The organism is Magnetococcales bacterium (assembly GCA_015231175.1).
In the GTDB taxonomy this organism is placed as follows: domain Bacteria; phylum Pseudomonadota; class Magnetococcia; order Magnetococcales; family DC0425bin3; genus HA3dbin3.
Window position 1 is genome coordinate 11,392 of record JADGBZ010000055.1, and the last position, 12,943, is coordinate 24,334.

General features: G+C 55.8%; 8 protein-coding genes. 6 read left to right on the forward strand and 2 right to left on the reverse strand.

From position 1 onward, the window contains the following. Positions 1–456: 456 nt before the first annotated feature. Both hslU and hslV read right to left on the reverse strand, forming a co-directional pair. Positions 457–1,842 carry an ATP-dependent protease ATPase subunit HslU gene (gene hslU, locus HQL63_11440; GenBank protein MBF0177442.1) on the reverse strand — a complete coding sequence of 462 codons (1,386 nt, stop codon included), beginning with the start codon at positions 1,840–1,842 and terminating at the stop codon, positions 457–459. Next, the gene (gene hslV / locus HQL63_11445) at positions 1,843–2,370 is read right to left on the reverse strand and encodes an ATP-dependent protease subunit HslV (protein MBF0177443.1); all 528 of its coding nucleotides are present in this window, start codon (positions 2,368–2,370) and stop codon (positions 1,843–1,845) included. 207 nt (positions 2,371–2,577) lie between these two features. Between hslV and HQL63_11450 the strand changes: the two genes are divergently transcribed. The 6 genes from HQL63_11450 to HQL63_11475 all read left to right on the forward strand — a co-directional run bounded on the left by HQL63_11450 (position 2,578) and on the right by HQL63_11475 (position 12,900). Then, entirely contained in the window at positions 2,578–3,351 is a 774-nt protein-coding gene (locus HQL63_11450; protein ID MBF0177444.1) for an arginyltransferase, read from the forward strand. A 90-nt stretch (positions 3,352–3,441) separates the two neighbouring features. Then, a complete protein-coding gene (locus HQL63_11455) occupies positions 3,442–7,143 on the forward strand; it encodes a hypothetical protein (protein MBF0177445.1) in 3,702 nt (1,233 codons plus the stop codon). A 54-nt stretch (positions 7,144–7,197) separates the two neighbouring features. Further along, entirely contained in the window at positions 7,198–8,070 is an 873-nt protein-coding gene (locus tag HQL63_11460) for a bacteriohemerythrin (GenBank protein MBF0177446.1), read from the forward strand. A 343-nt stretch (positions 8,071–8,413) separates the two neighbouring features. After that, positions 8,414–8,734, forward strand: coding sequence for a hypothetical protein (locus HQL63_11465; GenBank protein ID MBF0177447.1), 321 nt, complete (start codon positions 8,414–8,416; stop codon positions 8,732–8,734). A 58-nt stretch (positions 8,735–8,792) separates the two neighbouring features. Continuing rightward, on the forward strand, positions 8,793–9,818 hold the full coding sequence (locus HQL63_11470; GenBank protein ID MBF0177448.1) for an efflux RND transporter periplasmic adaptor subunit: 1,026 nt from the start codon (positions 8,793–8,795) through the stop codon (positions 9,816–9,818). Between the two features lie 4 nt (positions 9,819–9,822). After that, a complete protein-coding gene (locus HQL63_11475; protein ID MBF0177449.1) occupies positions 9,823–12,900 on the forward strand; it encodes an efflux RND transporter permease subunit in 3,078 nt (1,025 codons plus the stop codon). The last annotated feature ends 43 nt before the right edge of the window (positions 12,901–12,943 follow it).

A 12,943-nucleotide genomic window follows, 5' to 3' on the forward strand; every position in this document is an offset into this window, starting at 1 on the left:
CCCTGGCGGGTCCAGGGCAGAGCCCTGGTGGGGTTCGGGGCGAAGCCCTGACAAAGGCTTTCATGTCCAAGCTTTTCTTGAAAGGGTGGTGAATGTCATCTTTTTAAAAACCTGCAATACGTCCCCCTTCTGGCGCAAAAAGATGCGCCAGAAGGGGGACCAAGGCCCGCCCCTTGGGCCTTTTTTGCCAACAGCGCAAAAAAGGCCTGGGAGAAGGGGGGCGTACAAAAACAAAACGGGGCGCTGCCCCGGACCCCGCAAGGGCTCTGCCCTTGACCCGCAAGGGCTCTGCCCTTGACCCGCCAGGGAGCCAGCCCCCTGGACCCCATTTCGTAAAAAAACGGGGCGTTGCCCCGGACCCCGCCAGAGAGCCACCCCCCTGGATCCCGATTCCAAAAGCGATCATGACCTTGGGTATGCCCATGTCACATGCGACTGTTCTGGTGTTTGCCCTCATCAGAGGATAAACCGGGACAAATCCTCATCGGCGGCGAGATCCTTCAACTGGGCATTGACGTACTCTGCATCGATCACCACCCGCTCTCCCCGGCGGTCCGGGGCGGAAAAGGAGAGATCGTCCAGGAGCTTTTCCATGACGGTGTGCAAACGTCTGGCGCCGATGTTCTCCGTTTTTTCGTTGACCTTGGCGGAAATCTTCGCCAGGGCCTGGACGCCATCCGGCTGAAACTCCAAGGTGATGCCCTCCACGGCAAGCAGGGCGGCATATTGGCGGGTGAGGGCATTTTCCGGTTCGGTGAGGATACGGACAAAATCTTCGGCAACCAGACTGGTCAGCTCCACCCGGATGGGCAGGCGTCCCTGGAGCTCCGGCAGCAGGTCGGACGGCTTGGCCATCTGGAACGCGCCGGAGGCAATGAAGAGGATGTGATCGGTTTTGACCATGCCGTATTTGGTGGAGACGGTGGTTCCTTCCACCAGGGGGAGCAGATCGCGTTGCACCCCTTCCCGGGAAACATCGGCTCCACGCATGTCGGAACCGCGTCCGCACACCTTGTCCAATTCGTCGAGGAAGACGATACCTGATTGCTCGACTCGTTCCACGGCATGGCGTTGCACGGTATCCCGATCCACCAGCTTGCTGGCCTCTTCGTCCACGAGAACCTTGCGCGCCTCGCCGATGGGCAGGCGCCGTTTGCGGGTGCGCCCCCCCATGAGGCCCCCCAGCATCTCCTGGATGTTGATCCCCTCCATGCCCTGGGGCGTGAAAACCTCCAGGGTGGGACCGTTGCGGGCTTCGCGGATTTCGACTTCGATCTCCTGCTGATCCATCTTGCCTTCGCGCAACATTTTGCGAAATTTTTGCCGGGTGCCGGAGTCGGGTGGTGGGGAGACCGGCGCCGTCTCCTTCTCCTCCTGCTGGCCGAACAGGGCGCCAAGCGGATTGCCGACCGATTGCCGACTGGGTGGCGACGGCAGCAGAATATCCAGGATGCGATCTTCCGCAATATCCTCGGCCCGACCCTGGACCCCTTTTTTGGCGCTCTCCAAAAACATTTTGACCGCCATGTCGGTCAGGTCGCGAATGATGGACTCCACATCCCGTCCCACGTAGCCGACTTCGGTAAATTTGGTGGCTTCGACCTTGATGAACGGGGCATGCGCCAGCTTGGCCAAGCGACGGGCGATTTCAGTTTTGCCGACGCCGGTGGGACCGATCATTAAAATATTTTTGGGGTAGATCTCTTCGCGCAGGGCAGGGGCCAACTGGTGCCGGCGCCAGCGATTGCGCAAGGCCACGGCCACCGCCCGTTTGGCGGCGCCTTGACCGATGATGTAGCGGTCCAGTTCGGAAACGATTTCACGCGGGGTAAACTCGGACATTTACAACTCTTCGATGGTCAGGTTGCGGTTGGTGTAGATGCAGATGTCAGCGGTGATCAGCAAGGCCTGCTCGGTGATCTGACGTGCCGGCAGATCGGTATGGGCCAGCAGGGCACGGGCGGCGGCAAGGGCATACTGTCCCCCGGAGCCGATGGCGATGAGACCATCTTCGGGTTCCAATACGTCTCCGGTGCCGGAGATCAGCAAGCTGGTGGTGCGGTCAGCCACGGCCAGCATGGCCTCCAGGCGGCGCAAAATCCGATCTGTTCGCCAATCCTTGGCCAGCTCCACGGCGGCCCGGATCAGAATGCCGCCATGTTTGGACAGCTTGCTTTCGAAACGGTCAAAAAGGGTGAAGGCATCGGCGGTCGCCCCGGCAAACCCGGCCAAAACCTTGCCATCATGGACCGAGCGCACCTTGCGGGCATTGGCTTTGACCACCGTGTTGCCCAGGGTCACCTGGCCATCACCCCCCATGACCACATGGTCGCCGCGTCGGACCGAAAGAATGGTGGTGCCTTTAAACATGGGGGCCTCTGCTCTTCGTAACGCCTTGCGGGGTGTCGTGTTATTCAAGCTCCATACATGACTCTATTTTCACCAGGTTGGCAAGGAGAGATCGTCAGAGTTTTCGTTGCACATTGACGACAATGAGCTGTTTGGTGGATACAGAAGCCATCTGTTCCTTGTCTGTGGTGGCGTACTCCGTGGTTCTTTGCCTTTGACAATCAATCCATGAACACATCTCGACCCCCTGGTGATCCGCAAACCCGCCTCAACCTGTTTTTGACGCCATCCCACGTTTGTGGATATTTGCCCGGTGAACACTCCTCGACCCTGTTTGTCGATCCGGCCACGGTCATGCATCCGGCGCTCTACGAGCAGCTTCTGGAACGGGGATTTCGCCGCAGTGGGCAACACGTCTACCGGCCTTTTTGCGCGTCGTGCCAGGCTTGTGTTCCCGTTCGCATCCCGGTGAATCTGTTCCAGGCGAGTCGCAATCTGCGCCGGGTATGGCAGCGCAACGCCGATTTGCAGACACATGACATGGTTCCGGTTTATCACCCGGAATATTTTCACCTTTACAGCCGCTATCTGACGCATCGCCATCAGGGCGGTCCCATGGACAATCCCCAGCCCGAGACTTTTCTGGATTTTCTTGCCAGCTCCTGGTCGCACACCCACTTTTACGAATTCCGTCTGCGCGGCTGTCTGGTCATGGTCGCCGTGGTGGATGAACAGCCCAACAGCCTGTCAGCTACCTACACTTTTTTCGACCCGGAGTTGGCCACCCGAAGCCTGGGAACCTACGCCATCCTGTGGGAGGTGGAACGGGCGCGCCAGCAGGGCAAGGGTTACCTCTATCTGGGATATTGGATCGCCAACTGTCGAAAAATGCTCTACAAGAGCCGGTTTCGTCCCATGGAGGCTTTCGACGACTCCGTTTGGAAGGAACTTGTCGAACCGAGCCTGCATTCTCAACCCCCGGATATTCCCCTCTCTCGGTGATAAGGATTTGGTTTGGTGGCCGAAACGATGACCACGGCCCACCAGATTTTCTGTCAAGCAGTCCCCTCCATTTGAACGGTTGCCAGGCCCATGCTTACGATCACCAAACCGGATCCTTTTGCAGGAAATCCCCTTTTTGTTCGCTATGGGCAGGCGGTCAGCCGGCTTTTTGCCGAGACCACGAGGGAGGTGACTCCGGATCAGGTGACCGCAACCCTGGGGATCGAGGCGCTTCCGGGCGGGGATCGCTTCCATGAGGCTAAACAGTTATCCAATTACCATGATCCCGCTGATCTGGATTTCATGCGCACGACCATTTGCGAGTTGAAAAACAAACTCGTCCAGGAACAGGAAGAGAGTGATCAAGGAACGGCCTGTTCGGGAGAAAACCTCCGCTACCAAACTCCGGTCACGCAAAAATTGAAGGAGTTTCGTGAAGCCCTGGACAAAAAAAACGAGGCCATGCTGGAGGAAAATCCGTTTTACGAACTGGCCGGGCTTCTCTGGCGCTCGCATCTGCGGGCCATACAAAAAGCATTTGCGGAGCATGTCGCCACCGGTCTCGACGGAATGCCCCACCCCATCAAGGTGGCGCGGTCATTTCTCCAGATATGGAGAAGCCGGCGGGAGGTCACAAGCCTACGCGAGAAATCCGTTGAAATTGTGGGAAAGATTGCTTCCATCGGCAAATGGACGCTGGGTTTGCTTCTCTTCGTTGGTTCCACCTTGACCACGGCCAAGGGTGTATCCGACCTTGTGCAACTCCCCGCTCTTGGAAATTTTTTCGGTGGATACCTGGCCAGCAGTCAGCACGAACACCTGCGCATGGTTTTTTCGATCATGACAGGCCTGACGCTCTCCTCGGTCATTCTGGATTTTAAATCTCGTTTGTTTCAGGGGGTTGCCGAGACAGGCCGGGTCTTCCCAGGCTATTGGCTGACATTCAGGATCAACCCCCGTTGGACAGTTATCGCCTTGTTCCTGACCATGCTCTCCATATGGACCAATTATGATGGCATCGTCCTCATCTTGTCCAAGACCGAAGATCTTTCCTGGCAATGGAAAAAGATTCAAAAACAGGTGGAGACCGGCATGGGGGACAGTTCGTCCGCCCGTGCGGACAACCCAAGTTCTCTCTGGGATCTGCATGCCCTGCTGGATAAAAACATGGCCCAGGCGGTCGCCAGATTTCATCAGGTACCCCTGGATGAAATGTCGGGAGCCGCTTCCAGCGGCATCGCCGTCAAGGGCCCCCGCTATTGGGGAAAATACCATATTGTCCATGGAGAATACCAACCTGGCCACCGGGACGTGAGCAGCCAGTTTCCCAACTCCAGCGTGGCTGCACAAATTGACGGCATGCTGCGTGGTTCCAGGTTGAACCTTCAGGTTTCCCTCGAAAAACAAATGTTGGATCTGCTGGTAAACTATCGGCAACATCTATTGCAAACCCAAGACCTGGTTCAACAAAAAATGGGCGCCTTGGAACGAATGATGTCCATCCAAAGCTTCTCCTTTCGGGAACTCTATACCTTTTTTTCTCTGGAGTCCTATCACGTTGACAACAAGGTCAAAGAGATCGTTGGTAGCTTGGAAAACAGCAAGGCGCGTTTCACGGAAGTGGTCGAGCAACTGAATCGCCTCACTTCGCAATATATCGCCCTTCTTGTCCAGGTGGACCAGGCGGGTGGGGTGGTCCGCAACAAATACGACATCAAAATCGATATTCAGATTCCTTCCCTGGAATCCATCGACCAACTGAAACAGGGAAAAATTCCCGGGGTACAACGTCGTAATCTTGAAGAACTCAAAGGAATTCTTCTGGAACGTCATGGACTGGCCCTCGGAGGCACATTTCTCTTTCTCATTCTGTTCGTCGCCATCAGCATGGATCTTTCCGACCCCATTTTTTACAGCGCCATGGTTGCGCGCTGGGGTCGGCGGGACCGGCGATTTTTGGATGAAAATCTCCAGCGTTTTGAAAAGTGGGAAAAGGAGCTTGTGCAAAATTTCCGCATATTCCTGATACGCCCGGACATTCGCACCGCACTGGCCGATTTTCCATGTCCCCCCATGCCGATGGTCTATTGGATCTACCACCTGTTTTTGGAAGATATGGATGCCGCTGTCAAAGATGACAGATCTTTCAGCCTGATGGAGAGATTCCGCTACTGGTTTGCTGAATTGTTTCAGACCACCCGACTCCGGTTCGTCAAAGGTTACAATGCCAGACTCGGTGTTGAAAAACGAATTCTGTCCAATCCGGATGTTTATGGGTTCCTGTTGCTCAACCGCCTTTATGGTGGTTTATTCACCCCTTTTCGGGTGGGGATCGATCATTTCGAGGAACGTCATCGTCTGGCGCGTCAGGAGACATCCCGGGAAAAGTTGTTCTTCTCCCGGGAGTTTACCCTCCACTCGCAGGGGGTGTCAGTCGATTTTTCCGGTGAAACCTCCTCTTCCAACAAAGTGTTTCCTTTCAGCCGGCTTCACGCATCCCCATTTTTGCACCGGGTTCGTCACCTGGCTGGCAAGATAAAACAGGTCGCGCTGATCTTGTGTTGCAGAAATTTATCCGGTGAAGATCTCCCTTTTCCCCTGTCACGATATAACTGGCTGCGACAGCAGGCTATTTTGGAACTTCGTTCTCAAAAACTCCGGGAGGCTCTCTCCCCTCTGGATCCGGTGTTGACCGACCTGCTGGGAACGGTTGTTCCTGGCATGAAAGCGGATATTCTGGACAAGCTGGAGAAGAGCCTCCAGGAGATTCCCAACCACCCATCCCTGAAACAGGGATTGGGGATCGGCGCCATAATCGATTCATTTCACAAACTTGAGCTGGGTATGCTCTCCGTGTTTGGCATGCTCAGAGGTTGCGCTTTTCAACTGAATGAAAAGACTCTCCGCATGGTGGTCGAGAGCGCCGATTGCCCGGAGATTGCACAAGCGGTTATGGATCCAGCCAGGGCGGGCAGCCTGATCGGCAACCGATTGAGTGACTTGCATGGTCATTTACGCCACGCCCTGATGATTGTGCAAAAACTCCTTTCTGATCGCAGCCAGGTGGTGACCCTGCTTTCGGGCATCCGTAACGAGCTTCTGCGACCGATACAAAAATCCATCGAGCCACTGCATATTCGCGATGTCTTTGAAAAAGCCATTGGTCTGGATCAGATGCGCCATGAATTGTTCATCATGGAAAACGTGATCATTCACTTGTGGTCTATCGGCATGAATAAACCGGTCTTCGATAAAAACAGGGAGTTGGAGTTCGATCCCATACAGGTATTTTTCAAGCATGTCACCCTGGATGCCGGGTTTTCCATGCTCGCTCAAGCGCGGGTTTTGCGGGAGCGATTTGAGCTGCTGAGGAGCAACCTGGATGCGCAAATGTTCCATCTGATCTACATGGACCAACTGATGAGTCAGGCGCTGTCGAACATTCATGACTCTTTTGTCCTGATTGCAAAAATTTTTCTGCGCGAAGGAGAACTCGCATCCTCCCAGACGACCGACCCGGCGGACAGCGCAAGAGTTCGCTTTCTTGAAGACAATATCTTGTTTTTGAGATCCATTCCCTTGAACCTGGACACGGAGCGCGAGCAAATCTGGACCATGGCGGAAAAACCCGACTTGGCAAGCGATCTTGATATCAAAAAAATGCATTTGACAGTCCAAGAGAGTCACAAGGTTTCGCAAAAGCTTGGCAAAATATTGGATTTTCTGGTCGGCAAAAGCGAAACCCCACCCCTGATGGGCAGACAGGGTGGAAAAGAGGGCGCTTTCTCATGAAATGGCCTTGCCGGGCACAAAAAATGACCAACAACCAGAATGGAAGGCCCTGCCATGTCTCTTTCGTTTACCATGGAACATCTCGTTGACTTTTTGAGTCAATCGTCTGCTTTTAAAAGTTTGCCCCCTTCTCTTCTCAATCGACTGATTGTGCCTATCCTTGGCATCACCCATTTTGCTCCGGGTGAACGTATCGGCGGCACAGAAGAAAAACATACAAACGTCCATCTCGTTTATCGAGGTCGCGTTCACGGCATGCGCAAGACGGAGTCGGGAAGGGAACATCACTTTTTCATTTCGGAAGGGGAGATGTTCGGAGAGATGGCGCTCGTCTCCGAAGAAGAGAATCACTGTGAACTCAAGGCTGTCGTTTCCACCATCTGCATAACTCTGGAGTTGGAGACCCTCAAGGAGGCCATGGCCAACCATTGGCAACTGGCTAAAACCGTGTTTGTCCAGATAGGTCAACGGCTTGCGGAACGCATGGCCCCCATGCGGATCAACCGATATCCATGGTCGGACATTTACAAGGTCGGCCTCACCAAAATCGATGCACAGCATGGGAAGCTTTTCAAGCTGGTCAATGCCCTGGGTGACTGTCTGGAATCACAAAAGGAAGATGACGGACCCGACCAGAAGATCCAGGAAATTTTGCGGGAATTGCTGCTCTATGTGGATACCCATTTCCGCGATGAAGAAGAGTTGATGGCAGGTGTCCAAGCTCCGTGGTTGGATGAACACAAAAAAATGCATCAGAAGCTCGCTGCCGATATCACGGATTTCAATCATAAGATCAAACAGGCAGCATCACCGGCTGACCAGCGCTACATGCTTGTGCAGCTGCATGGTTTCATGGGTGACCTGCTGGCAACCCACATCATTCGGGAAGATATGAAACTGGGAAAGTTCCTTGCCAACCGGAGCTGACCGGGGTCGCCACCCCGCATGCATCAAACTGCAATATGCCCGGCCACGATCATCGTTTCGGCCACGTCAACGCATTGGGGTCCAGGAGGCTGGCTCCCTGGCGGGTCCAGGGCAGCGCCCTGTTTGTTTCGGCAGCACGCTCTTTCAAATGCGGTTGCCCTGCGGATTTTGATGGACTGGAGAGGTGAAATCCTGGTAACTGTTCAGCACCCGGCAACGCATCGGGGTCCAGGGGGCTGGCTCCCTGGCAGGTCCAGGACAGCGTCCTGGTGGGGTTCGGGGCAAAGCCTTGACAAAGGCTCTCATATCCAGGCTTGTCTTGAGAGGGTGGAGAATCATTCCCATGCGCAACTTGGCAAGAATCGCAATGATTGCCACAATGGCACTGGCAGCGCTGCCGGGTGGTTTGCAGGCAGAAGAAACCGATCATTCCAAAGGTCGTTCGACAAAAAGGACGATTTTATTCAATGATGGTTCAAAATTAAAGATTCAAGATGGCGTTCCTCAGCTTTCGGTGCAAGATCCCAGAGGAAGATGGCACACAACCTATGATCGGAAATCGGCGCTTCCTTTCGGCAACGCACCGCCGGGCACCTTTTCTTACACACGACCACACACTCCGAGATGGCGTTGTGACCTGTATAACAACTGCGTGTATTATTGATTTGTTGGGTGAGCCAGCCCCCTGGACCCCGAGGCGTGTCCGGGTGGTGAATGGTTGCGTGCGCCTTCTGATTGCATGCCATGCCATTTTTTTTTCTGTAACGGTGTGGGGCGCGGAGCCCTTGCCGGTTACGGTGCGATCGGTGGCAAATCTGGTGGTGCATTTGCGCGGGGAGACCATGGCCGAGGTGGTGGCTGTCCGGGATACCCTGCTGGCGGCGGAGGTGGCTGGGCGGATTCGCAATGTTTTGGTGCAGGTGGGAGACCAGGTGGCCACCGGGGATCTTTTGGTGGTCCAGGATGACCGGTTGCTGAAACTGCGTGTCGACGAAGCAGAGGGTGGCTTGCAAGAGTTGCGGGCCAATCGGGATCTTGCCGTCCGACAGGCGGCCCGTGCCCAAACCCTGCGGGAAAAAGGCCAAGCCACCGATGAACAATTGGAACGTCGGGAAACGGAACGGGCAGTCCTGGAAGCAGGTATCCGGCGACAGGAGGCAACCCTGGCGGCGTTGCGGTTGCAGGCGGAACAGTGTCGAATCACAGCCCCGTTTGCCGGTCAGGTGGTGACCCGCGAGGCCCAACCCGGCCTGTGGGCCGGGCCGGGAACGCCTCTGCTCCGTCTCGTGGATACCCGGGAAACCCGTGTGGCGGCCCAAATGGCAGCCGGGCAGGCCGAACAGATGGAAAAAATCACCGGCTGGTTTTTTGTGCAGGGCGGCCAACGAATACCCTTGATACCACAAGTGTTGCTGCGAGTTGCTTCATCGACCGCCCGGACCCGGGAGGCCCGTTTCACGTTGACCGGTGCGTCGCCACCCGTGGGAAGTTCCGGACGCCTGGTGTGGGAGGATGTTCGTCCGCATCTGCCGGCGTGGCTGATAGTTCGGCGGGAAGGAAAACTGGGCGTGTTTCTGGTCCAGGATGGCAAAGGTGTATTTCAAGTGTTGCCGGAGGCGCAAGAGGGACGCCCGGTACCCTTGGATGCCGGGTTGCCGATCCCCACGACAGCCATGCTGGTCATCAAAGGCCGCGAAGCCCTGACCGATGGTCAGGCAGTCCGGATCAGCAAGGATGCTGCGGAGTGATGGCATGTTGCGTTGGCTGTTGAACAACCATGTTTTTGCCAATCTGACATTTGGTCTGGTGTTGGTCCTGGGGGCATTTTCCTATCAGCTCCTGCCCCGACAACAGGATCCGGATATGAATTTCAACTGGATCAATGTCATCACGGCCCTGCCGGGGGCTTCGGCGGCGGATGTCGAAAAACTGGTAACCGATCCCCTGGAGTCCGCCCTGGAAAAAATCCAGAATGTGCGCTTCGTCGTCTCGACCAGCCGGGAGGGACGGTCAAGCATTCTGTTGCGTTTTCAGGAGATCGATACTCGCACCTTCGACAAGCGCATGAACGACCTGCGCCGGGAGGTGCGCAACAAACAACGTGACATGCCAGCCGAGGTCGAGGATCCCCTGATTTTTGAAATCACCTCCGCCAATGGGTTTCCATCCGCCATGGTGGTGGTGACCGGTCCGGATGGGGGAGAAAATTTGCGGCGTCAAGCCAGAGAGGTGCGGCGCGATCTGGAACGATTGCCCGGAGTGAGTACGGTGGACCCTCTGGGTCTGGCAGCCCCCGAAATCCAGATCCGGTTTTTTCCGGATCGTCTGGCAAGCCTGGGAATGGACCCACCCATGGTGGCCGATACGTTGGCCAGCCGGTTCCGGGATGTTACCGGTGGTACGGTGCGTCTGGGTGATCGCAGTTGGTCGTTGCGGCTGGAAGGGGTTGAAGCCGATCCCGAGGCCTTGGCCCGGTGGCCCGTGGTCGGTCCAAAAGGGGAAATTCCCCTGGGGCAGATTGCCGAAGTGATCCGGGGGCGCAAAAAAGCGGATACCCTGGTGCGTCTGGCCGATGAGCCAGGGGTGTTGCTGCCCGTGACCCGGCAACCCGGAACCAACATTCTGGAGTTGACCCGGCGCATCAACACCTATGTGGAAGAGCGCAACAAAATGACCCAGACTACGGGTGTTACCCTGCATCTGGCCGATGACCAGACGCATCTCGTGCAACGTACCTTGCAGATCATGGAGAGCAATGCGGTCCTGGGGTTGGTCTTGGTGGTCGTCACCTCCTGGATTTTTTTGGGCAGTCGGCTGGCGCTGTTGGTGGGATTGGGTGTCCCTTTTTCCCTGGCCGGTTTTTTTGGCCTGACCTACATGTTTGGCGGTACGGTCAATGTCATGTTGTTGCTGGGGGTGGTGATTGTCCTGGGCATGTTGGTGGATGATGCTGTGGTCGTTGTGGAAGCCATCTTCGATCGATTGCAGAAGGGGGTGCCCACCCTGGATGCCTGCCAGGAGGCCATCCGCGAGGTGGCGGCGCCGGTGTTGGCATCGGTGTTGACCACCCAGGCGGCTTTTTTGCCTTTGATGTTGTTGCCGGGAATCCTCGGCATGTTCATGCGGGTGATTCCGTTGGCCGTGGCCGCCACCCTGGCCATCAGTCTGCTGGAGGCGTTCTGGATGATGCCAGCCCATGTGGTGGCTCTGGATGTCGGCAAGGCTGCTCCTTCCCGGATTCATCACTGGCGATTGCGCATGCTGCGGCAGCTCAGACGCCATTATGCCATCGCCCTGGTGAAGGTGTTGCGTCGGCCAAAATTTTTCATGTTTTTGACCATATTGCCCATGCTGGCGGCTTTGGGATTGGTGTTTTCCAAACAAATCCGGGTGGATTTTTTTGCGATGGATCCCATGCCGCTGTTCTATGTCAACTTGAAAATGCCCCCAGGCACGCCATTGGAGGAGACGCTTGCAACGTCGCAAAGGGTTGAAAAACGGGTACGGGACGGATTGCAGCCGGGCGAGGCGCGCTCCCTCGTGACCTATGCCGGGCAAATGTTTACCGAGACCGAACCTCTGTTTGGGGATCGTTATGGGCAGGTGCTGGTCTCCCTGGTTCCCCGTCACGAAGACCGGCGTCCGGTCGGTGCGATTGTGGAAGGCATGCGGACCCGGATCATGGCAACACCCGGTCCGGCAGAGATCGGTTTCATGATTCTTTCCGGCGGACCACCAGTCACCAAACCCATCGATATCAAGGTCAGGGGGGATAATTATGACCAGATTCGACCTGCGGTTGCCGCCCTGAAAAATATTTTACACAGCATGCCCGAAGTACGGGATATCTCGGACAATCATGTCACCGGGCAGGCGGAACTGGTGTTGCGACCGGATGGGGATGCCGTGCGCCGGGCCGGATTGCATCCTGCCGGGGTGCTGCGCCTGCCACGCCTGTTGGGTGACGGAGAGGTCGTGGCCCTTCTCCAGGAGGCCGGTGAAAAAGTGGACGTGCGGGTTCTGGCCCGGCCCGACATTCTGACCCGTGTGGAAGATTTGCTGCATGTTCAAATGGCCCTGCCCGGAGGGGGTGCCATTCCGCTCGGGGAACTCATGACCCACGAAGTCCGTCACGGTGTTGATACGATCCACCACCACAATTTTCGGCGCACCTTGACCGTGCAGGCCGAATTGGACAAAGAACAGCTCGACATTGTCTCTGCCAATGACCGGATTCGGCAAAAGTGGGAAAAAATTCAGGGTGAATTTCCAGGCGTGAGTCTGGATTTTTCCGGCATCATGGATGACATCGAGGAGAGTCTGGATTATATTAAAATATTGTTTTTGCTTGGTCTTGGCTTGATCTACATGATTCTGGGCACCCAGTTTCGGAGTTATTGGCAACCGTTCATGATCGTGACGACCATTCCCGTGGCATTCACGGGGGTCATATTTGGTTTGTTGTTCAGTGGACACCCTTTGAGTTTGTACAGTCTGTATGGGGTGGTAGCCCTGTCGGGAATTGCCGTCAACTCGGCCATTGTCCTGATTTCGGCAGCCAATGATCGGCGACAGGCAGGCATGGGAGTGGTCCATGCCATTATTCACGCAAGTCGGCGACGGCTCGTTCCCATCCTGATCACCACCATGACCACCATTGCCGGTCTCTTCTCCCTGGCAGTGGGCATGGGTGGCAAATCCCTCCTCTGGGGACCGGTGGCCACGGCCATCGTCTGGGGATTGGGTTTTTCCACGCTGCTGACCTTGTTCATGATTCCTCTGCTCTACAGTTCGTTCATGAAATCCTGGCATTTCATGAAAAAATGGTAACTATTCAGCACCCTTTCAAAAAAAGCCTGGATATGAAAGCCTT